Annotated in this window: 21 protein-coding genes and 2 tRNA genes; 3 read left to right on the top strand and 20 right to left on the bottom strand. The window is 75.2% G+C overall.

The features are described 5' to 3' along the window. Window positions 1–18 precede the first annotated feature (18 nt). The 16 genes from IF43_RS0103825 to IF43_RS0103750 all read right to left on the bottom strand — a co-directional run bounded on the left by IF43_RS0103825 (window position 19) and on the right by IF43_RS0103750 (window position 13,844). Window positions 19–92 (bottom strand) — tRNA-Met (locus tag IF43_RS0103825). Between the two features lie 130 nt (window positions 93–222). Beyond that, entirely contained in the window at window positions 223–525 is a 303-nt protein-coding gene (locus IF43_RS41405; RefSeq protein WP_030193732.1) for a hypothetical protein, read from the bottom strand. Then, window positions 522–3,179 (bottom strand): class III lanthionine synthetase LanKC, encoded by a 2,658-nt coding sequence (lanKC, locus tag IF43_RS0103815; protein ID WP_037887254.1) that lies wholly within the window; start codon window positions 3,177–3,179, stop codon window positions 522–524. The genes IF43_RS41405 and lanKC overlap by 4 nt, the downstream gene beginning before the upstream one ends. A gap of 127 nt (window positions 3,180–3,306) precedes the next feature. Beyond that, window positions 3,307–4,956 carry a daptide biosynthesis intramembrane metalloprotease gene (gene mpaP, locus IF43_RS0103810; protein WP_051794623.1) on the bottom strand — a complete coding sequence of 550 codons (1,650 nt, stop codon included), beginning with the start codon at window positions 4,954–4,956 and terminating at the stop codon, window positions 3,307–3,309. Between the two features lie 20 nt (window positions 4,957–4,976). Continuing rightward, complete coding sequence (locus tag IF43_RS0103805; protein ID WP_030193722.1) at window positions 4,977–5,717, bottom strand: ABC transporter permease; 741 nt, start codon at window positions 5,715–5,717, stop codon at window positions 4,977–4,979. Continuing rightward, window positions 5,710–6,483, bottom strand: coding sequence for an ABC transporter ATP-binding protein (locus tag IF43_RS0103800; protein ID WP_030193719.1), 774 nt, complete (start codon window positions 6,481–6,483; stop codon window positions 5,710–5,712). Before IF43_RS0103800 ends, IF43_RS0103805 begins: the two co-directional genes overlap by 8 nt. A 135-nt stretch (window positions 6,484–6,618) precedes the next feature. Next, window positions 6,619–6,798: a daptide-type RiPP gene (locus IF43_RS0103795; protein WP_030193711.1), complete on the bottom strand. Its 180-nt coding sequence runs from the start codon at window positions 6,796–6,798 to the stop codon at window positions 6,619–6,621. Window positions 6,799–6,865: 67 nt separating this feature from the next. Continuing rightward, a complete protein-coding gene (locus IF43_RS41400) occupies window positions 6,866–7,039 on the bottom strand; it encodes a daptide-type RiPP (RefSeq protein WP_158939145.1) in 174 nt (57 codons plus the stop codon). Window positions 7,040–7,128: 89 nt separating this feature from the next. Further along, complete coding sequence (locus IF43_RS36015) at window positions 7,129–7,434, bottom strand: daptide-type RiPP (protein ID WP_037887253.1); 306 nt, start codon at window positions 7,432–7,434, stop codon at window positions 7,129–7,131. A 75-nt stretch (window positions 7,435–7,509) separates the two neighbouring features. Further along, window positions 7,510–7,683, bottom strand: a complete 174-nt coding sequence (locus IF43_RS41395) for a daptide-type RiPP (protein WP_158939143.1) — start codon at window positions 7,681–7,683, stop codon at window positions 7,510–7,512. A gap of 74 nt (window positions 7,684–7,757) precedes the next feature. Beyond that, window positions 7,758–9,053: a daptide-type RiPP biosynthesis dehydogenase gene (gene mpaC / locus IF43_RS0103775; RefSeq protein ID WP_051794621.1), complete on the bottom strand. Its 1,296-nt coding sequence runs from the start codon at window positions 9,051–9,053 to the stop codon at window positions 7,758–7,760. After that, on the bottom strand, window positions 9,053–10,396 hold the full coding sequence (gene mpaD, locus IF43_RS0103770) for a daptide-type RiPP biosynthesis aminotransferase (RefSeq protein WP_051794620.1): 1,344 nt from the start codon (window positions 10,394–10,396) through the stop codon (window positions 9,053–9,055). The genes mpaC and mpaD overlap by 1 nt, the downstream gene beginning before the upstream one ends. Further along, window positions 10,396–11,220 (bottom strand): daptide-type RiPP biosynthesis methyltransferase, encoded by an 825-nt coding sequence (mpaM, locus tag IF43_RS0103765; RefSeq protein ID WP_030193700.1) that lies wholly within the window; start codon window positions 11,218–11,220, stop codon window positions 10,396–10,398. The genes mpaD and mpaM overlap by 1 nt, the downstream gene beginning before the upstream one ends. Next, window positions 11,217–12,410, bottom strand: a complete 1,194-nt coding sequence (mpaB, locus tag IF43_RS0103760) for a daptide biosynthesis RiPP recognition protein (RefSeq protein ID WP_051794618.1) — start codon at window positions 12,408–12,410, stop codon at window positions 11,217–11,219. Before mpaB ends, mpaM begins: the two co-directional genes overlap by 4 nt. An 87-nt stretch (window positions 12,411–12,497) precedes the next feature. Then, a complete protein-coding gene (locus tag IF43_RS0103755; RefSeq protein WP_030193693.1) occupies window positions 12,498–13,478 on the bottom strand; it encodes an LLM class flavin-dependent oxidoreductase in 981 nt (326 codons plus the stop codon). Between the two features lie 117 nt (window positions 13,479–13,595). Further along, window positions 13,596–13,844, bottom strand: coding sequence for a hypothetical protein (locus IF43_RS0103750; RefSeq protein ID WP_030193690.1), 249 nt, complete (start codon window positions 13,842–13,844; stop codon window positions 13,596–13,598). A 318-nt stretch (window positions 13,845–14,162) separates the two neighbouring features. Between IF43_RS0103750 and IF43_RS0103745 the strand changes: the two genes are divergently transcribed. Continuing rightward, a complete protein-coding gene (locus IF43_RS0103745; protein ID WP_030193687.1) occupies window positions 14,163–15,254 on the top strand; it encodes a hypothetical protein in 1,092 nt (363 codons plus the stop codon). A gap of 84 nt (window positions 15,255–15,338) precedes the next feature. On the opposite strand, the gene IF43_RS0103740 is transcribed toward IF43_RS0103745, so the two are convergent. Both IF43_RS0103740 and IF43_RS0103735 read right to left on the bottom strand, forming a co-directional pair. Further along, entirely contained in the window at window positions 15,339–15,539 is a 201-nt protein-coding gene (locus tag IF43_RS0103740; RefSeq protein WP_030193683.1) for a hypothetical protein, read from the bottom strand. A gap of 297 nt (window positions 15,540–15,836) precedes the next feature. After that, the gene (locus tag IF43_RS0103735; RefSeq protein ID WP_030193680.1) at window positions 15,837–16,328 is read right to left on the bottom strand and encodes an FBP domain-containing protein; all 492 of its coding nucleotides are present in this window, start codon (window positions 16,326–16,328) and stop codon (window positions 15,837–15,839) included. 206 nt (window positions 16,329–16,534) lie between these two features. On the opposite strand from IF43_RS0103735, the gene IF43_RS0103730 reads away from it, so the two are divergent. Then, on the top strand, window positions 16,535–17,128 hold the full coding sequence (locus IF43_RS0103730) for a TetR/AcrR family transcriptional regulator (RefSeq protein ID WP_030193677.1): 594 nt from the start codon (window positions 16,535–16,537) through the stop codon (window positions 17,126–17,128). Next, window positions 17,125–17,481: a DUF488 domain-containing protein gene (locus tag IF43_RS0103725; protein WP_030193674.1), complete on the top strand. Its 357-nt coding sequence runs from the start codon at window positions 17,125–17,127 to the stop codon at window positions 17,479–17,481. Before IF43_RS0103730 ends, IF43_RS0103725 begins: the two co-directional genes overlap by 4 nt. Before the next feature lie 105 nt (window positions 17,482–17,586). On the opposite strand, the gene IF43_RS0103720 is transcribed toward IF43_RS0103725, so the two are convergent. Then, window positions 17,587–17,659 (bottom strand) — tRNA-Lys (locus tag IF43_RS0103720). Window positions 17,660–17,762: 103 nt separating this feature from the next. Next, entirely contained in the window at window positions 17,763–19,355 is a 1,593-nt protein-coding gene (locus IF43_RS0103715) for an FG-GAP-like repeat-containing protein (RefSeq protein ID WP_158939141.1), read from the bottom strand. Between the last annotated feature and the right edge of the window lie 122 nt (window positions 19,356–19,477).

Below are 19,477 nucleotides of genomic sequence, written 5' to 3'. Positions count from 1 at the left end.
CCGGGCCTTCGTCTTCAGTAGCGGGGACAGGATTTGAACCTGCGACCTCTGGGTTATGAGCCCAGCGAGCTACCGAGCTGCTCCACCCCGCGTCGGTGACACCAGCTTACGCCATCCGAGCGGGTGCTCCGCACCACCTCCGCGGGGCGGCCCGTCCGCGGCGGCCGCGGGGCCCGGGCCGGTCCGACCCGGGCCCGGGCCCCGCGGCCGCCGCACGGGCCGTCAGACCCGCGACCAGCCCCGCAGGGCCGGGTGCCGCAGCACCTGGTCCACCACCGCCCGGGCCGCGGCGGCCCCGCCCGGCCCCGGCGGGGCCGCCGGGGGCGCCGGGGCCGCCGGGGGCGTGAGGCTCAGGGTCGCCCAGCCGGCCGCGCACTCCCGCAGGGTGGCGTGCCACCCCACGGGCAGCAGCGCGATCAGTCGTACGGCGGCCGTCTCGGCGGCCGCCCCCGCCGGGGCCAGGTCGGTGACCTCGATGCGCACCAGGGTGCCCGTCCCGTACGCGCCGGGCGCCTGGGCCGTCATCGTCCGGCGGCCACGGGCAGGCGGAGCGCGTCCAGGAAGGGCAGCGCGGGCCGGTCCGCGCCCGCCAGCGCACCCAGCACGGCCAGCACGCCGGCGGCACCGGTGGCCAGGTCCGCCGACAGCCGCAGCGAGTGCTCGCCGAGGAACGCCAGCCGGCCGTCGTGCGGTACGGCGTGCCAGCCCAGGCCCGCGAACTGCGCCCGCAGGGTGTCCCGGGCGGCGGCGCTGCCGTCGAAGGTGTGCAGCAGCGCCGCCATGGCGCCCGCCCGGCCGGTGTACAGGCCGATGCCGGGGTGGTAGTCCGTGGTCAGGTCGGTGCACATCGACTCGTAGACCGCGGTGAGCTCCGGGTCCCGCCGGTGCCCCAGCAGCTCGTGCAGGGCGATGACCTGGCCGGCGCTGCCGCAGGCGATGTGCGGCCCGCGCCAGGGCGCCTGCTCCAGCACCTCGGGACCGCCGGGCAGCCGGCCCGACTCGGTGAGGTCGTGGCGCAGGATGCGGGCGGCCGCCTCGACCAACCGCTCGTCCGCGACCGGTCCGCCGGCCTCCCGGGTCAGCTGGTCGTGCACCCGCAGCAGGAACAGGGCCTGGCCGGCCCCTCCGTAGAGCAGGCCCGGCAGGTGCCGCTTGGCCTTGCGGTCGGCGGCGGCCCCCGGGTCGGCCACGGGCAGGTCCGCGGCGCCCATCAGGATCCGCTCGGCCAGGGTGACCGCCAGGATCCGGGCGTCCTCGGCGCGTCCCAGGGCGAGCAGCGCCAGACCCAGTCCGGCCGTACCGGAGTTGAGGCCGTCACCGGCCTCGTCGCAGGGCAGCGCGGCCGCCCGGTCCATGAACTCCGCGGCCTCGTCGTGGCGGCCGAGCCCGGCCAGCACGCAGGCGATGCCCGAGAGCCCGTCGTACAGGCCCGGGCGCGGGTCCTCCAGCTCGCGGGCGGCGGTGACCAGCCAGTCCACGTGCTCCTCGGGCACCGGCAGGCCCGCGTTGTGCAGGGCCCACAGCACGCCCGCGGCGCCGTGCGCCACCGCGACGCCGCCCCCGGGGTGCGCGAACTGCTCGATGTCGCCGGGGAAGAGCCGGTCGGTGCGCTCGGGCGTGGCGGTGGCCAGGATGCCCTCGCCCACCCGCTCGACCAGGGCGGCCAGCCCCTCCGCCTCGACCAGCGCGTCGGGCGCGGCCGCGGGCAGGCTCCACAGCGGCCGGACGGCGTCCGCCGCCCCGGGCAGCTCCAGCTCGGCCCCGAGGGCGAGCTCCGCGCGCACCCGGTCGCCGAAGTCCGCCGGCACCGGGAAGCGCTCCTGGACCAGCTCGATCAGCTGCTCGGACTTCTCCGGGTCCCAGGGCATGAGGGTGGTCAGCGGCAGGAACACGCTCAGCCGCAGGCAGCCGAGGGCGAACCGGTCGACGGCGGTGCCGGTGGTGCCGGCCGGCGCGCAGTAGCCGGGGGCGCCCATGGCCTGGCCGCTGTGGCCCTCCGCCGGACGGGTGGTCTCCAGGTCGATGAAGGCCACGCTGCCGTCGGGGCGGATGAGGACGTTGTTGGGGTGCAGGTCGCCGAAGACCAGGCCGCGCTCGTGCATCGTGGTCACGGCGGCCTCGACGCGGTCCAGGACGTCCAGCGCCCAGGCGGTGTACGCGGCCGGGTCGAGGGTCTCGCTCTGGTCGGTCGCGGAGTGCACGACCGGGTTGAGGCGGACCATCTCGCCGCCGAGCTGCTTGCCGTCGACGTACTCGCGGGTGAGGAACCAGTGCTGGCTGCCCTGGCGGTAGTCGAGCACCTTGGGGAAGGCGTCCAGGCCCTCCAGGGCGACCATTGCGTCGTGCTCGCGCTGCAGGCGGGTCACCGCGTCGGCGCCCAGCTGGTCCAGGCCCGCGTGCGGGCGGCCCTCCTTGACCAGGACCTCGGCGTCGGTGCGGGTGTCGACCGCGCGGTAGACGCCGCCGCCGTTGGAGAAGTGCAGGGCCTGGGTGATCTTGAAGGGGAACGCGCCGAGGCCGCCGCCCTGGTTGCGCTCGGCCAGCGCCTCCCGGACCACCGGCGGCAGCTCCACCCAGGCCGGCGGCTTGAAGGAGGGGCCGCGGACGTCGGGCACCAGGCGGCCCTCGGGGTCCTCGATGCAGTGCACGGTCTCGCCGTTCGGCTGCCGGGACAGGCGCGCGGCGAAGCCGCCGTAGCGGACGTACAGCGGGCCGGCCTTCCAGCGCAGGTCGCTGAGGATGTACGGGCCGTCGTTGCCCTCCAGCAGGGCGCCGAGCTCCCGCAGGACGGTCTCCAGGTGGGCGTCGTCGCGCGGGTACAGGGTGATGAACTTGCCGCTGCTGCCCCGGTCGCCGTACTTGCTGTTGCGCAGCATCAGCATGGTGGGGCTGGTCAGGAACTTGAACATCATCGGGTTCTCGAAGCAGTAGTCGCGGACGACGTCCAGGACCCCGTCGGCGGACTCCAGCGTGGCCGAGACGTGGACCTTCCAGCCCTGCAGGGGCAGGTCGGCCTCGGGCGGGGCGAGGCAGGTCCACTCGCCGAGCGCGGTACGGGTCCAGCCCGCCGGGAGCTCGGCGCCGGCGAGCGGGTACTCCTCGCCGCCGGCCGGCCCGGCGGTGGGCTTGTCGAAGTAGACGGTTCCGGGCGGGCAGTAGGCGATGTGACGCAGACTCATGGCGGTCTCCAGGCTCCGGTCGGATGGGACGGGTGGGGCGCGCCGCGGCGGCTGGGGAGCCGGCCGGATGACCGGCCGGCAGCCCGGCCGACGCGACGCCGAAGGCGCAGGCCCGGGGCGGACGCCCCTACGGGAGGACCGGCGTCAGGTAGGTGACGGCCAGCCACTTCCACAGCGGGTGGGACCCGGCGTCCACCTCCGCGACCCCCGACCTCTCGGCGGGCACGGCGGCCACGCTCAGCGGGTAGCCGCGCACCGGCAGCAGGTCGGATCCGCCGGACACCGGGACCAGCGCGGACAGCGGGGCCTTCTGCGGGGTGGAGGTCGAGGAGGTCAGGCGGCCGGTGGTCAGCGGCGGCCGGGACAGCAGGCCGTTGCGGCGCAGCTGGACGTGGGCGCCCTCCTTGAGGAGGCGGCCGCCGGCGCCCTCCGGTACGACCAGGCTGACCGAGCCGTCGGCGGCGACGGTGTAGCCGGCCGAGACCGTGGCGGGCACGGTGATGCCGGTGGCGGCGGCCCCCAGGAGGGCGGCGGTGGCCATGCAGACGCCGAGGATCCGGTACGGGTTCGCGCCCGAGAGCTTCGCGGTGACGGCGAGCTTGTACCAGCCCTTGCCGACCCGGAAGAGCAGGTAGCCCAGGCCGAGGGCGAAGCACACGGCACCCGTGACCCCGAGCCGCTGGAGCATGCCGGACCACAGGGTGAGCGCCGTACCGACGAGGTAGAGCGGGAAGAGCATGCAGGCGAAGCCGTAGGCGACCGCCCAGGGCTTGTCGGGCAGTTCGCGGCGGTAGCGGCCGCCGAAGGCGAACTTCGACAGGGCGCACAGCGCGTCGGTCATGGCCTTCTCGCGCAGGTGCGAGATGTCCAGGTGGCTCATCAGGGCGATGTAGCCGTCGAGCTTGACCAGCGGGAGCAGGTTCACCGCGCAGGTGATGTACGTGGTGAGCGCGAAGACCAGCAGGGGCTCGCGCAGTCCGCTCCCGGATCCGGTGAACAGGGCGGCGACGGCGGCGGCGCCGGCCGCGACGGCCTGGACGAACACGCCGGCCAGCGCGATCTGCACGCGGTGCTTGGCCTTGCCCAGCCGCCAGCCGTCCGAGACGTCGCAGAAGAACGCCGGGGACATGTAGAAGAGCATGAAGCCCATGCGGGTGGGGCGCCCGCCGTGGTGGGTGAGGACCGCGCCGTGCGCGAACTCGTGGACCGCGGTGGTGCCGATGACGCCGAACAGCACGGCGAGGTACGCGGACATCTCCATCGGCCGCGAGACCGCGTCGCCCAGCTGCGGGGCGCAGACCGCGAGGGCCAGCAGGCCGCCGAGTGCCACGGCCGTGGCGGCCGCGGAGACCGAGCGGTGGGCCAGCAGCCGGATCAGCGGGAGCATCCGCTGGAGCACCCGGTCGGGGCGCAGCACCGTGAACTGGATGGTGGCCGGCGGCACCAGCTTGATCCGGCGGACCTTGCGGGGCGGGGTGCCGTCGTCGAGCAGGCGGCTGTCGGCGAGCTGCCGGACGGCGGTGTCGATGTCGCCGGAGGTCCAGGGGTCGCCCAGGACGTGGGCGAGCTGCTCGTGGTCGCGGCTGCCGTCGAGGGCGCGGATCAGGCGGCCGAGGTCGGCTCCGACGCGGAAGTGCTGGGCCTCGCCGCGCTGGACGACCCAGGGGGCGTCCGGCTCGGTCGGCTCGTGGACCTCGACGGACCCGGAGGTGCGGGGGAACTCGAGGTCGGGCCCGGTGGCGGTCGGGGGCTTCTTGGGGAGGGTGAGTACGGGCATGGAGTCGGCACCTTCGGGCTTCAGATGATGTCGCGCGTCCGCACCAGGCGGTGCGCGGCGAACCAGGCGGCGGTGAGCCAGCCGGCGATGGCGGCGAAGGCCCAGGGCACGGGGAGCAGGTCGGGCTTGGCGTCGCGGTAGACGGCGCTCATCGCGATGGTGAGCAGGTACTTCGCCACATCGGGGGCGAGGGCCTGGACGCCCGGGTCGACGACGAGGGTGAGGGTGATCAGCAGGGCCACCGCGGCGACCTGGTTGCGCAGCATCCAGCCGACCAGGGCGCCCCAGGGGGCGGCCAGCAGGGAGCAGGCGAACACCCCGGCGAGGATCAGGCCGGTCTCGCCGGTGAAGGCGGGCGAGTCGCCGTACGGCAGTCCGGCGGTGGCGCACGCGAGGGCGCCGAGTCCGGCGGCCAGCAGGCCGAAGACCGCCCCGGCGGCGGTGGCGACCGCGACCTTGGCGGTCAGGAGCCGGGTGCGGGACCCGGCGAGGAGGACGGAGCGGCCGATCGTGCCGTGGCCGTACTCGCGGGAGACGAGGATCGCCCCGGAGAGGGAGGCGAAGAGGAACATCATCATCCAGGAGCGGGCGATGTCGTTCGTGACGTCCTGTGCGGACCCGCCGGCGAGGACGGCCTTGTGGCCCTCGGCCGCGAATCCGAACGTGGACAGCAGGCACAGGAAGGTCCCGGCGAGGGGGAGGATCCACCACTGGCGGCCGGTGACGGCCTTGCGGAGCTCCCCGCGGATGACGTTACGCACGGATCAGGTCCCTCTCGGGTGCGGCGGTCGCGGCCGGGGGGCGCGGGGCGCGGTCGGCGGCGTCGACCAGGTCGAAGAAGCGGTCCTCCAGGCGGTGCGCGCCGCCGTCGGTGAGCTCCGCGAGCGGGCCGGCGTACCGCAGGGAGCGCTGGATGACGACGATGTCGTCGACGGTCTGCTCGACCTCGGCCAGCTGGTGGCTGGAGACGAGCACCGTGCGGCCCTCGGCGGCCAGCGCGCGCAGCGTGTCGCGCAGCCAGCGGATGCCGTCCGGGTCGAGGCCGTTGGCCGGCTCGTCGAGGATCAGGACCTCGGGGTCGGCGAGCAGGGCGGTGGCCAGGGCCAGGCGCTGCTTCATGCCGGTGGAGCAGCCGGAGACCGGTCGGTCCTCCGCACCGGCCAGGCCGGTGAGGCCGATGACCTCGTCGGGGCGGTGCCGGGGCAGGCCCAGGTACGCGGCCCAGGTGAGGAGTTCGCCGCGGACGGTGGCACCGACGACGGGGCCGATGGCGTCCATGGCGACGCCGACGCGGTGGGCGGCCCGGGGCAGGGCGCCGTACGGGCTGCCGAGGACGGTGGCGCTGCCCGAGGTCGGGCGGGCCAGGCCCAGCAGCATGCGGATGGTGGTGGTCTTCCCGGCGCCGTTGCGGCCGAGGAGTCCGGTGACGCGGCCCGCCCGGATGTCGACGGTGACGTCGTCGACGGCGGTGACGTCCTTGAACTTCTTGGTGAGTCCGGTGAGGGAGATCGCCGGGGTGGTGCTCATCACGGCTCCTTGACGGGTGTGGGTGCCGAGGCCGGGCCCCGGCCGGGAGGTCCCGGCCGGGGGCCCCGGCTCACTCGACTGCGGTGGTCTGCACGGACGGGCCGGGCGGACCTGCCGCGGGTGCGGACGCGCCGATCAGGTGATGATCACCGCGGCGGAGACGGCGGCGGAGACGGCTCCGCCCGCGGAGATCCCGCCGATGGTGATCCAGCCCGGCGCCTCGAGGGCCTCGAGCTCCTGGAGGCCCAGCTCCAGGTCCTGCTCGGGGGCGGCGACGGCGGTCTCGGCCCGGTGGCCGACGTTCTTCTCGCTCATGTCGTCCGTCCTTTCTCGTGAGGTGGGTGTCCCGTGGTCGTGCTGCGGGAGGTGCCCCGCGGGTGGATCAGGTGACGATCGTGGCGGAGGCGATGCCGGCGGCGCTGATGGCCGTACCGGCGGAGAAGCCGGTCCAGAAACCGGGGGCCTCGAGGGCCTCCAGCTCCTGCAGACCCAGCTCCAAGCCCTCCTCCGGCTTGGAGGCGGCGGTCTCGGTCTTCTTGTCGAACTGCTCGCTCATGGCGTACTTCCTTCTGTGACGGGTCTTGGGTGAGTGGGGCGGCGCGTCGGGCCGGCCCGGCGGACGGGCGCGGGGCCCGTCGTCCGGACTCAGGTGATGACGGCCGTGGCCGAGACGACGGCCGAGACGCCGGCGGCGGCGGAGAAGCCGGTCCAGAAGCCCGGGGCCTCCATGGCCTCCAGCTCCTGCAGGCCCAGTTCGAGGCCGTCCGCGGGGTCCGAGGCCGTGACGGTCTCGAGCTCCTGCAGGCCCAGCTCCAGGTCCTGCTCGGGGGCGACCGAGGTCTCGGCCTGCTGCGCGACGTTCTGGGTCTCGAGCTCCTGCAGGCCCAGCTCCAGGTCCTGCTCGGGGGCGACCGAGGTCTCGGCCTGCTGCGCGACGTTCTGCTCGCTCATCACGAACTCCTTGGGTGCGGGATGTGGTACGGGATGTGGTGCAGGGGTGGTGCGCCGTGACGGCCCGGGGGCGGCTCAGGTGGCGATCGCGGCGGAGGCGATGGCCGCACCGCTGATGGCCGTGCCGGCGGAGAAGCCGGTCCAGAAACCCGGGGCCTCGAGGGCCTCCAGCTCCTGCAGACCCAGCTCCAGGCCCTCCTCCGGGGCGGATGCGGTGACGGGGGTGTTCTTCTCGAACTGCTCGCTCATCGCGAACTCCTTCTTCTCGGAGGTTGGGGTGGAACGGGGGCCGCGGCGGCTGCCGGAGGCTCCGATCCGCGCCGTCACGCGGCGCGGAAGTCTGTGAGGGGGCGGGCGGTGGCGTACTGCGCCGCCGGCCCGGTGCGCGGTGCGGCGGGGGCGTCGGAAGCCGGGGCCGCGGTGGTGCGGGTGGTGCGGGTGGTGGTGCAGGTCCGGACGAGCAGCGCCTCGACGTCGGCGGTCAGCAGCCCGCCGAGCATCGGCAGGCCGGCTCCCCAGGCCCGGGTGGTCTGCCGGGCGACGGCCGCCAGCCGTGCCGGGTCGGCGGAGACGTGGCGTCCGATCCGCCAGGCGTCGACCAGTGCGGCGATGCCGTCGGCCGGGTCGGCGGGCAGCCCGTACGGCAGGCCCTCGCGGATGCGCTGCCAGATGCGGTGCAGCCGCTCGGCCGAGCCGTAGCGCTCGTCCCCGTCGAGGACGGCCCGCCACAGGTGCGGCAGGAGGGCCGCGACGGCGGTCATCTTGCGGATGCCCAGGGCGGTGGAGAGCTCGTTGGCGATGATCCAGCCCTCGGTGGTGAAGGGGCTGCGGCCCAGGCGCATCCAGGGGGCGTGGGTCAGGCCGCTGAGCCGCGCGACGTCCAGCCGCAGCCCGGCGTCGAGGGGCCGCCCCGCGGCGCGGAGCTCCGCCACCCGGTGGCCGAGGCCGGCCAGTTGGGTCGCGGCCGCCTCGCAGAAGGCGTCCTCGACGGGCAGTTCCTTGTGGTCGCCCGCGTACGGGGTGACCGTCCGGAACAGGGCTTCCAGGACGCCCTCGGCCATCAGCTCCGCCGGCAGGGTCTCGGTCGCCGCCGGGTCCAGCAGGGCGGCGTCCGGGGTCAGCGCCTCGGCGGAGACCAGGCGCTTGCCCTGGCGGTGCGGCATGCAGGCCACCCGGCTGAGCTCGGACCCGGGGCCGACGGTGGTGGGCACGGCCAGCAGGGGCCGTACCCGCCGGACCGCCTGGTCCAGGGCGAGCAGTCCGCACCGGGTGCGGGTGGTCAGGGCCTGCGCGGCCGCCGGGCTGTCCCCGGCGAGCAGGGCCAGCTTGGCGCGGTCGACGCAGGTCCCGCCGCCGATCGCGACGATCAGCTCGGAGCGTGCGGTACGGGCGGCCAGGTCCAGGACCTCGGCGGCGTCGCCGGGGCCCTCGGGGACCAGGCGGCGCACCAGGTGTCCGGCGCGGGCGAGTCCGTCCTCGACGAGCCCGGTGATCCGCGCGCCGGTGAGGGCGGGGTCGACGAGCACCGAGGCCCGCCCCACGGGTGCGTACGAGAGCCAGTCGGCCAGCCCGTCGGGGCCGAGCAGCAGGCGGGTCCGACCGGACCAGGGCAGGTTCATCAGCGGGCTCCGGCCAGCGCGGGTGCGTCGTCCGGGTCCGGAGCGGGGCGGGGCGTGTCGTCCGCGGCCGGGGCCAGGTCGGCGGCGTGCGCCTCGATGCCGGCGACGACGCGCCGCAGCAGCTCGGCGAGGTCCTCGTCGCCGCAGGTCAGCGCGGGCAGCAGCTGGACGCCGTGGACCCCGGGGTGGACGATGGCGCCCGCCTCGCGGATCCGGCCCACCAGGCCCATGACCTCGGTCTGGGGCAGCGGCTCGCCGGTGGCGGTGACCACCCGGATGGAGCGGAACAGCCCGACGCCGGTGGTGGCGCCGATCAGGGCGTGCCCGGAGACCAGCTGGGTGAGCTCGTCCTCGAGGCGTTCGGCCAGCCGGCGGCCGCGGGCCACCGCGTCCAGGCGGCGCATCTCGTCGATGGTGGCGAGGATCGCGGCGCAGGTGGCGGGGGTGCCGGCCTGCGTCTCGCCGTGCGTGAGCATCGCGTCGGCCTCCTCGAAGGCGTCGGCGACCGAGCGGGCGACGATCACGGCGGAGGCCGCGCAGGTGCCGTTGGTCAGGCCCTTGGAGGTGACCAGGAGGTCGGGGCGGCCGCTCCAGCGCTGCGAGGCGAACATGTCGCCGGTGCGGCCGAAGCCGGTGGCGACCTCGTCGGCCACGAGGAGGAAGCCGTACTCGTCGCGCAGCGCCAGGAGCGTGTCGACGTAGGCGTCGTCGAGGGGGACCGCGCCGCTGCCCAGGACCGGCTCGACGACGACCGCGGCGACCAGTTCGCCGTGGCGCCCGAGCAGTGCGCGGAGCTCCGCGGGGTCGTTGGGGTGCACGTGGCGGACCAGGCGGCCGTCGACCCCGTACAGGGTCTGGCCGAGGTTCTCGCCGGTCAGGGAGAAGGAGCCGTACGTCAGGCCGTGGTAGCTGCCGCGCAGTCCGACGACCAGCTTGCGGGCGTGGTCCCCGCGCAGGGCGTGGAAGTGGCGGGCGGTCTTCATGACCAGGTCGTTGGCGGAGCCCCCGGAGGTGGAGAAGAGCACCCGGCCGTAGTGGTCGGCGCCGGCCAGGTCGACGAGGGCCTCGGCGGCCCGGCGGGCGTACGTGTGCTCGTACCGGAAGATGCTGAGGTAGGAGGCCTCGTGGAGGGCCTTGGAGACGGCCTCGGCGATGGCGGTGTTGCCGTGGCCGAGGTTGGCGTTCCACAACCCGCTGTCGCCGTCGAGGAGTTCGCGGCCGTCCTGGAAGCGGATGCGCATGCCGTCGGCGCTGACGGCGCACAGTTCGTCGCGGCCGTGCTGGGAGGGCGGGACCAGGCTGGTCCACAGGGCCTGGTAGCCCGCGTTCTCGGTGCGGTCCATCAGAGGGCCTCGGCTTCCAGCAGGACGTCGTGGTGGCGGCCGCCGCCGCTGTCGACGGGCGTGACGGAGCGGATGGCGAAGCCGGCCGCTTCGAGCTCGGCGGTGATCCGGTCGGCGGGCAGGACGCCGATGGTGGTGGTGCAGACGGTCAGGGGGCCCTCGCCGGAGGTGTCGGCGGGCAGCACGGTGACGGTGCGGGTCTCGGCTCCCGGGGACCACTGCTCGTACATGACGTAGCCGCGGCCGCTCAGCCCGGTCACGGGGATCTCCGACTCGCCGGTGCCGTCGGCGGCGGGGTCGACGTGGACGGTGGTGAGCAGGAACCGGCCGCCGGGCGCGAGGTGTTCGCGGACGCAGCGGTAGAGGCCGGGGCGGTCCTCGTCGCCGAGCAGGGAGATGGTGGTGGTGCCCAGGAGCACGACGGGGTAGCGGCGGCCGAGGTGGAAGTCGCTCATGTCGGCCTCGACGGTGTCGCAGCGCTCGCGCACCGCGGCGGGGGCGAGGGCGATCCGGTCGCGGAGCAGCCCCAGCATGTCGGCGGAGAGCTCGAGCGCGGTGACGGTGCGGCCGGCGGCGAGCAGCGGGAAGGTGAGCCGTCCGGAGCCGGCGGCGAGGTCGAGGACGGGGCCCTCGAAGGGGGCCGCGGCGTCGAGGATCTCGCGCACCTCGTGGCCGGTGGTGCCGCAGATGTCGTGGTAGACGGGGCTGCCGTCGGCGTCGTACAGGTCGCAGATCCGGGCGCGGTCGCCGAGGGCGGCGATGGCCTCGCCGGCCCGGCCGGTGACCGGGGTGCCCGCGCGGGCGGGGCTGAGCAGGGTACTCATCGGGCGGGCTCCTTCTCGGAGGTGGTGCGGTCGGTCGTGGGTTCGGGGTCGAGCGGCAGGCCGGCGGCGGCGAAGTAGTCGGCGACGGCGGCCACGGCTGCCGGGTCGGCGCAGCGGGCGGCGGCGGTCCGGTCGCCCGTGGCCAGCAGGGCCTCGGCCGCCCGGGCGGAACCGGGGGCGAGGGCGACGGCCCGGCCGGTGCGCGGGTCGTGGACCAGGCTCCGGGGGGCGTCGGCCGGGGCGGTCCCGGCGGTCAGCAGGAGGGGCAGGTGCGGGTCGTGGGCATCGGCGGCGGTGCGTACGCCGGGTACCTCGCGCACCTCGGGTACGCCGGGTACCTCGCGCACCTCGGATACGTCGGGCCCTTCGGCGACGCCGGCCGCGTCGCGTCCACCGGGGTCGGCGGCCGGGGCGGTCCCGGCGCCGTCGGTGCCGGCCGCGGGCAGCCGGCCGCCGAACCCGGAGACCCGGATCCCGCCGAAGCCGCGGGCACGGGCCGCCCGGACGGCTTCGAGCGCCGCCAGGTACCGCCCGAGCCAGGGGCGTTCGGTGATGCGGGGGTCGAGGGCGGCGGTCCGCCAGGCACGGTCCAGGTCGGCAGGGGGGGTGCCGAGTCCGCCGAGCGGAGCGCCGCCCGGGTTGAGGTGGACCGTGCCGTCGGAGCCGACGTACAGCCGCAGGGCCGGACCGTCGCCCTCGACGGGGGCGCCGAGCTCGCGGTGGTCCGCGAGTTGCACGGCGGGGTGGGTGATGTGGTCGGGGAAGACGCCCTCCGCGCGGGCCCGGTCGGCGTCGGCGAGGAACGCGTCCAGGTCGTCGGGACCGGTGACGCGGACCAGTACGGGTCCGAGGGGCGCGAGGGCCCGGGCCCGGGCGTAGGGCTGGGTCTGGAGGTAGAAGTCGGGGTGCAGGCCCGCCTCGGCATCGGCCTCGGCGGACAGTTCGCCCTCGTAGGTGACGACGGTGACGCCGCTGCGGTCGGTGGCGGTGCCCGCCTCGGGGCCGGGGACGAGCACGGTGCTGCCCGGTCCGGTCAGGGGCGAGTCGAGGAGTTCGGGCAGGTGGGCGGCGTCAGCGAGGACGACGGTGGCGGTCGCGGGGGTCTCGGGGGTGGTGGCGCGGTGAGGTCCGGGCAGGGGACGCCCGGTCCCCCACTCGATCGCGCGGAGCGCGATTGTTGGCATGGACATGACTACCTCAGGGGTGCGCGGAAGCGTGGGGAGGGAGGAGGACGGGGGAAGGGGGGACCGGGGAGGAGGACGGGGGAGGAGCGGGGCCTACGCGAGGTCGAGCGCGCCGAGCAGCGCCTTCAGCTCCTGGGAGGCGGCCTGCGGTCCGTACAGCGAGGCCACGCCGGTGACGTTGAGGACGATCTCGTCGACCCCGGCGGCGGCGTACCCGGCGAGCCTCTCCGTCAGCTCGTCGGCCGTCCCGTACAGGAACGCGTCGCCCTTCACCAGGGCCAGCGCCTGCGCGGTCTCGTCGCCGTCGGCGAACTCGCCGTCCGGCAGCGGCACTCCGCCCTTGCGCAGCATGTCGCGGTAGTGCGCCAGGCGCAGGTGCGCGCCGTTGGAGGCGAGCGCCAGCCGGGCCGGGTCCCGGTCGTCGGCGGCCAGGGCGAGCGGCACGATCGCGGCCACCCGCGGGGCGGTCCGGCCGGCCTTCTCGGCCCCCGCGGCGAGCGCGGGGACGATCAGCTCGCTCAGGTAGCGGGCCGGGGTCAGCCAGGTGATGGCCACGTCGGCCAGCTCGCCGGCCACCTTCGCCATGCCGGGGCGCAGCACGCCCAGGCCGATCTCGACACGGGGTCCGGGCAGCGGCGCCAGCCGGCCCGCGTGGTGCCAGTAGTCGCCCTCCATGACCTCGGGCGTCCCGGTCAGGGCCGCCCGCACCGCGGTCAGGTACTCGCGGGCGGCGGTCAGCGGGCTCTTGTACGGCTCGCCGCGCATCGCCCACTGCATCTCGCGGGACCCGGGGCCGAAGCCCGCGACCACCGACTCGCCGGTCACCAGCGACAGCGACTTGGCCTGCAGGGCCGCCTCGTACGGGTGGCGCATCGGCATCAGCGTCACGCCCAGTCCCGTCGGGATCCGGAAGCCGGCCCCCGCCGCGTGGGCGAAGCCCTGGTGGGGCTCGGTGAGCATGCCCTGGCCCTGCCAGAGGCGGTGGGCGCCCGTCCACTGCACGAGCCCGGCGTAGGGCAGCAGCTGTTCGGGCCGGCGGGGTACGAACGGGACGAGTACCGAGTAGCGGGTCATGGTGGCTGGTCTCCAGGTGGGCGGGGCGCGCCGTGGTCAGGGGCGCGGCCCGGGGCGGGCCTTGGTCAGGGGCCCGGCCCCTGGGGTGATCGGCGGGGACGGCTCAGCGGCGGACCCTCAGCCCCACTCGTGGGTCTCCTTGACGCGGCGCAGGACGTCGGCGGCGGCGTCCGCGGCGGACTCGATCGCGTGGGTGACGCCGTCCACGGCGCCGGTGCCCGTGGCCACGCTCTGCGTCACCGCGACCGGCTCTCCGGCCGGGCGCCCGTCCGCGGTGGCGGCCTGGGCGGTGCCCGTGCCGCCGATGGCGAGGACGGCGCCGGCGAGCAGGGCGGCGGCGGTCAGGCGCAGGGACGTGCGGTTCATTTCTGTTCTCCCCCGTGGACTCCGGTGGAGCGGTTCCGACCGCTCCTTGCGAGAACAACTCTGCCGTCCGGCAAGGGCCGGATCGAGGCCGATCGCGTGCAGCATGCTGCGTACCGCCGTGCCGGATGTTGCGCGGCTCCGGGTGAACCGCGAGCCGTTCCCGAGGGCCCCCGGCGGACGCCTGAAACAGCTCCCCACCTGGGGCGGAGTCACGGCCGAGAGCGGAACCGGGCGGTCCGGCCTTGTCGTCCCCGAGTGACAAGAGGTAGTTCTTGGGGTCAAGACCGAGTAAAGAAGAGTGGCCCGGCGGGGGAAGCAATGGCGCAACCGAACCTGGAGTTCCTCGGAGTCCCACGGGAGGACGAGGACCTCTACCGACTGCTGCTGCGTACGGGGGAGGCCGGACCGGCCCAACTGGCGCTCCACCAGGCGCGGATGGAGGAGGCGAAGGCACCCGCGGAGGCTGCCGGTACGGACCCGGACGCGTCCGGCCGGCCCGGCCGGCCGGAACCGCGGGCCGCCGAGACGGCCGCGGCCTGCCGCCGGATCGCCGAACTGGGCCTGGCCACCGAGGCGTCGGGCGGGGCACTGCGCCCCGTCCCGCCGGCCAAGGCGGTGGAACGGCTGGTCGAGCGCCGAGTGGTGCGGCTGCGCGACGAGTTGGAAGCGGCGGTGGCCGCGAGCGGCATCGTGGACTCGCTGCTCGCGGACCGGGACGCGGCCTCGGCGGCGGTCCTCGCGGACCGGGGCGGCTCCCCCATCCAGCACCTGGAGGGGATGGACGAGGTACGGGCGGCCATCGACGAGTTGACGTTCTTCACCCGCACCGAGTCGCTGACGACCAACCCGCCCGGGGTCCTGTCCGCCCAGGGCATCGCCAACTCCCGCGCCATGGACCTGCGCGTGCTGCGGCGCGGCATCCGGATGCGGACCCTCATGGGCGCGGGGGCCCTGGACGACCCGCCGACGCTGGCGTACCTGCGGGAACTGGTGGAGAAGGGGGCGGAGATACGCATCTCCCACCAGCCCCTGGAGCGCATGATCATCTGCGACCGGAGCGCGGCCCTCACCCCGATCGACCCGACGCACACCGCGCGCGGCGCGATCCTCACCCGCGAACCGGGCCTGGTGGCCGCACTGGTCTCGCTCTTCGAGCGCATGTGGGACACCGCGCAGGAACTGCCGGCGACCGGCGGCGGCGACAGCGCCTCGGAGGGCTGGCTCCCCAGCGGCATCGAGCGGAAGATCCTGGAGTCGCTGTACGTGGCCGACAAGGACGAGAGCGGCGCCCGCGACCTGGGGATCTCGGTCCGTACGTACCGCAAGCACGTGGCCACGCTCATGCAGCGGCTGGACGCCACGAACCGCTTCCAGGCGGCCCTGCTGGCACGCGAGCGCGGCTGGCTCTGAGCGGGGCCGCGAACGGCCGTGAGGGGGGCGCGGGCCGCTCGGCCCAGGCCGCTCGGCCCGCCCCCCCTCACGACATGCCGCGCGCTACTGGCCGCGGGAGCGGCGCACGGAGGCCCCGACCAGGCCGGCGCTGACGAGGACGGCGAGGCCCAGGCCGACGGCGAGCGCGGTGCGCGCGGCACCGTCGAAGACGGTCATGCCCACGCCGAGGCCGAGGGCCAGCAGGGCGGCGACCAGCGCGGGGCCGTAGCCCTGGGCGCGGTTCTGGGGCTCGGATGCGGACATGAGGATCTCCCGTGGATCGGTCGGTGGAGGTGTGGGGGGTGGCGATCGCCCCTGTTCACCGTCCCACCCCCGCAGGGGCGGGACCGCCCGTTCCACTTGCAGCTTCGTGCAGCCTGGCCTGCAGCATGCTGCAGCACAGGCGGTGCGCAACCGGTCGGAAACCGGCACGAGACCGGCCCGGAGGCCGGTCCGGAGGCCGGTCCGGAATCCGCTCGCACCTGCCTGGACCCGCCCGGATCAGCCCGAACCCGCCCGGACCTGCCCGGACCTGCCCGGATCGTCCCGGACCCGATCCGGTCAGAGCCTGCCGAGGAAGCCCGCGAGGTTGCCCCGGGTCCGCTCGATCTGCTGCTCGACGGTCAGCGACTCCTCGAACCGCCCGCCCGGCTCGGGCAGCTTCTCGCCCCGCACGTACAGCGAGCAGGCCAGGTCGGTGCAGATGTAGAGCCCGACGGAGTTGCCCTCGCGCCCCTCCTTGCCGGACTTGCGCGCGGTCATCAGCGAGACGCCCGAGCCCGGGTGGACCGTCAGGCACACCGAGCACATGCTGCGGTGCAGGAACCCGCGCTTGACGGCGGGGAAGCGCAGGGCGACGCCCACGACCCGGCCGTCGTCGAGCTCCGCGACGAGGTAGCTGCGGTCCGGGGCCGACAGGTCCCGCCAGCCGAGGAAGTCCAGGTGCTCCCAGGGGCGTTCGTCGAGGTCCCGGGGCATCGGAAGGCGCTGGGCCTCCCCCTTGGTGCAGTTGACGAAGGATCCGCGGATGTCGTTCTCGGTCAGGGTGCGCATGCCGACGACGGTACGTATTCCTAGAGATCCTAGGCAACGGATTAAATACCCAAGGCACCAACCGGCCGCACCAAGGAAGATCGACCCGACGGGACCGCCCGGGTCCCCCGACACCCCTCCAGGAGGCGCCGCATGACCAGCGGCACGACCCCACGCACCGCCCCCGGCACGACGGCACGCCCCGCCGCCACGGAAAGGAGCCGCCCATGGCCCGCGCGGGACTGACCGCCGACCGGGTGGTGGCCGCGGCAGCCGAGCTGGCCGACTCCGTGGGCCTCGACGCGGTCACCCTCTCCGCCCTCGCCCGCGGCTTCGGCGTCAAGGACGCCAGCCTCTACTCACACGTCAGCAGCCTCCGGGACCTGCGCAGCCGACTCGCGGTGCGCTCCGCAGCGGAGTTCAGCGACCGGCTCGGCACCGCCCTGGCCGGGCGCTCCGGCAAGGCGGCGCTGGCCGGCTTCGCCGAGGCCTACCGCGCGTACGCCGTCGGGCACCCGGGCCGCTACGCGGCCACCCAGCTCGAGCTGCCGCCGGAGACCCTCGCCGCCTCGCCCGGCCACCTGCGGCTGGTCGAGTACACGTACGCGCTGCTGCGCTCGTACGACCTCGACGAGCCCGACCGCACCGACGCCGTGCGCCTGCTGCGCAGCACCTTCCACGGCTTCGCGGCGCTGGAGGCGGCCGCCGCCTTCCGGGCCGAGCGGGACCTCGACACCTCCTGGAACCGGATGGTCGACGCGCTCGACGCGCTGCTCACCGGCTGGCCGGCGGCCTCCGCATCCCCCAGGGTGGCCCCATGAGCAGCACCGAGGGGATCCGGGTCGCCCGGATCTACGACCCGCCCGGCCCCGACGACGGCACCCGCGTCCTCGTCGACCGGCTCTGGCCGCGCGGCATCGCGAAGGCGGACGCGCAGGTGGACTCCTGGCCCAAGGCGCTCACGCCGTCGAACGAGCTGCGCCGCTGGTTCCACGCCGGCGGGGGCTCGTACGAGGAGTTCGCCGACCGGTACGCGTCCGAGCTGGCCGCCCCCGAGGCCGCCGAGGCCCTCGCGGAACTCCGCGGGCTCGTCGCGGGCGGCCCCGTCACCCTGGTGACCGCCGTCAAGGACCCGGCGCACAGCCACGTTTCGGTGCTGCTGGAGCACCTGTAGCCCGTTCGGCCCAACCGCCGGAAAAGCCGACGGCCCGACCGGAGTGATCCGGTCGGGCCGTCCGAGCACGCGGTTCGGGGCGCCGCCGAGGCGGGCCCGTCCGAGTAGGCCATGTCGGACTCGAACCGACAACCAATGGATTAAAAGTCCACTGCTCTGCCAATTGAGCTAATGGCCCACGGCGTGCTCCCCCCTGAGCATAGCCGGACACCGCCGGAGAGCCGATCGACTATCGACGGTGGCCGGCCGCGGCGTGTGGCCCAGGGCCCTCCGGAGGGCCGTCAGCCGATGCGGAGGTACTGCTTCCACTGGGTGGTGGCCCAGCGCTTCGGGGCGAAGTGGCCCTTCCCGTCGGAGTTGTAGACGTACGCCGCGCCGGCCGGCGTCCGGACGACGAGGTCCTGGCGGCCGTCCGCGTCCATGTCACCGCTGCCGACGATGCTGTTGTACGCGTTCCAGCCGGTGCCGACCTTCACCCGGGCGCGCAGGCCGCCGGCGCCGTTGCCGGCGTGCAGCCACAGCACCCCGTTCCGGTCCCGCGCCACCAGGTCCGAACGGCCGTCGCCGTCGTAGTCGCCCCGCCCGGCGAGGGCGCTGTACTGCTGGTAGCCGGAGCCGACCCGGGTCCGGACCGACAGCTTGCCGTCCGCCGTGCCGTGGTGGAGCCACAGCACGCCCGCGGAGTCGCGGCCGAGCAGGTCGCCGATGCCGTCGCCGGAGAGGTCGCGGACGGCCAGGAGCGTGTTGTAGATGCCGAAGTTCCGGCCCAGCAGGACCTTGGGGTCGGAGTCCAGGTCAGAGATCGTCGGACGGTCGAACCGGTACAGGTCGCCGTTGGTCCGCCGGGCGAGCAGGTCCCCGGTGCCGTCCCCGTCCGCGTCGCCCATGGCCGTGAGCAGCGGGTACGTGAGGCCGAAGTCGGCCGCGTCGGCCGTGTGGTCCCCCGCGGTGCAGCCCCGGGTCAGCTGCGGCGTGGCGGCACAGAAGTCGAGGTACGCCTGGGGTTCGCGCTCACGCGCCACCACGCTGCCGGTCCGGTCGAAGGACGCGTTCGGCTCCATGTCGCGCGACCACTCCACGAGCTGGGGGCGGTAGGCGCGTACGGACGTGTAGAGCCGGACGGTGGACGCGGCGCACCCGGTGGCGCGGGTGGCCGACAGGCCGATCACCTTGCCGGCCGCCACGAGGGCACCGCCCGCGTCACCGACGCAGCGCTCGGTCCCGGGCACCAGCGGCGCGCCGGGCGCGGGGGCGGTGCACAGCGAACCGGCGGGCAGCGGGCGGCCCAGCAGGACGGCGCAGTCGGCCGCCGAGCGCACCACGACCTGCTCGGAGTGCGGCGTGCGGATCTCCGTGGGCGTCGCCGCGGTCCAGGAGAGGAAGGTCGCCCTGGCGCCCGCCGTGTACAGGGCGTTGTCCGAGGCCGAGGCCAGGACGGGCCGTTGGACCTGCTCGCGGCCGGCGTGGGCCACGGCGAAGTCGGCCCGGCCGGTGGCGGCGTCGTACCGGACGGGGAGGCGGTAGCGGGGGCGGTTGGTGCCCCCGCCGCCGCCGTCCGGGTTGTACGTCGTGAGGAAGTCCTGCACGCCGCGGCCGGTGAAGCAGTCGGCGGCGGTGGCCGCCCGCAGCGGGCCCAGCAGGACCGCCGTGCAGCCCTTGACCAGGCCGGTGCCCTCCCTCTCGGCCCGGATCGGGACCAGCCAGGACGGGATCGCCGGGCCGGCGGCGGGCGCCGCGGCGCCCGCCGGGGCGGTGGCTCCCGACAGCAGGCCGGCGACCAGGGCCGCGGTGGCGGAGGTGGCGGCGACCAGGCGCCGCAGCCGCGCGCCGTGGGGTCTCGCGTCGGAGTGCGCGTCGGAATACGTGTGGGTCATCGGTCTGGATCCCCCCGGATCAGGAAAGTGCCTTGTACGCGCCGGACCGGTGGCGGTCCGGGTGGGCGCGGCGAGGTGGGCGGTGCTGGTGCCGGTGGTGGGCAGCAGGTCGCCGGCTGCGT

This window comes from Streptomyces sp. NRRL S-87, from assembly GCF_000719335.1.
Classification (GTDB): domain Bacteria; phylum Actinomycetota; class Actinomycetes; order Streptomycetales; family Streptomycetaceae; genus Streptomyces.
Note: the sequence above shows the minus strand (reverse complement) of the source record. Positions and strands in the feature narration are given on the sequence as shown.

Coding starts and splice junctions, on each gene's coding strand:
- IF43_RS41400 (WP_158939145.1), bottom strand. CDS start 7,039: ATGAGCGAGCAGTTCGACAAGAAGACCGAGACCGCCGCCTCCAAGCCG.
- IF43_RS0103715 (WP_158939141.1), bottom strand. CDS start 19,355: ATGACCCACACGTATTCCGACGCGCACTCCGACGCGAGACCCCACGGC.
- IF43_RS0103735 (WP_030193680.1), bottom strand. CDS start 16,328: ATGCGCACCCTGACCGAGAACGACATCCGCGGATCCTTCGTCAACTGC.
- IF43_RS0103800 (WP_030193719.1), bottom strand. CDS start 6,483: ATGAGCACCACCCCGGCGATCTCCCTCACCGGACTCACCAAGAAGTTC.
- IF43_RS0103740 (WP_030193683.1), bottom strand. CDS start 15,539: ATGTCCGCATCCGAGCCCCAGAACCGCGCCCAGGGCTACGGCCCCGCG.
- IF43_RS0103745 (WP_030193687.1), top strand. CDS start 14,163: ATGGCGCAACCGAACCTGGAGTTCCTCGGAGTCCCACGGGAGGACGAG.
- mpaM (WP_030193700.1), bottom strand. CDS start 11,220: ATGAGTACCCTGCTCAGCCCCGCCCGCGCGGGCACCCCGGTCACCGGC.
- IF43_RS41405 (WP_030193732.1), bottom strand. CDS start 525: ATGACGGCCCAGGCGCCCGGCGCGTACGGGACGGGCACCCTGGTGCGC.
- IF43_RS36015 (WP_037887253.1), bottom strand. CDS start 7,434: ATGAGCGAGCAGAACGTCGCGCAGCAGGCCGAGACCTCGGTCGCCCCC.
- IF43_RS0103755 (WP_030193693.1), bottom strand. CDS start 13,478: ATGACCCGCTACTCGGTACTCGTCCCGTTCGTACCCCGCCGGCCCGAA.
- mpaB (WP_051794618.1), bottom strand. CDS start 12,410: ATGTCCATGCCAACAATCGCGCTCCGCGCGATCGAGTGGGGGACCGGG.
- mpaC (WP_051794621.1), bottom strand. CDS start 9,053: ATGAACCTGCCCTGGTCCGGTCGGACCCGCCTGCTGCTCGGCCCCGAC.
- lanKC (WP_037887254.1), bottom strand. CDS start 3,179: ATGAGTCTGCGTCACATCGCCTACTGCCCGCCCGGAACCGTCTACTTC.
- IF43_RS0103725 (WP_030193674.1), top strand. CDS start 17,125: ATGAGCAGCACCGAGGGGATCCGGGTCGCCCGGATCTACGACCCGCCC.
- IF43_RS0103730 (WP_030193677.1), top strand. CDS start 16,535: ATGGCCCGCGCGGGACTGACCGCCGACCGGGTGGTGGCCGCGGCAGCC.
- IF43_RS0103795 (WP_030193711.1), bottom strand. CDS start 6,798: ATGAGCGAGAAGAACGTCGGCCACCGGGCCGAGACCGCCGTCGCCGCC.
- mpaD (WP_051794620.1), bottom strand. CDS start 10,396: ATGGACCGCACCGAGAACGCGGGCTACCAGGCCCTGTGGACCAGCCTG.
- IF43_RS0103750 (WP_030193690.1), bottom strand. CDS start 13,844: ATGAACCGCACGTCCCTGCGCCTGACCGCCGCCGCCCTGCTCGCCGGC.
- mpaP (WP_051794623.1), bottom strand. CDS start 4,956: ATGCCCGTACTCACCCTCCCCAAGAAGCCCCCGACCGCCACCGGGCCC.
- IF43_RS41395 (WP_158939143.1), bottom strand. CDS start 7,683: ATGAGCGAGCAGTTCGAGAAGAACACCCCCGTCACCGCATCCGCCCCG.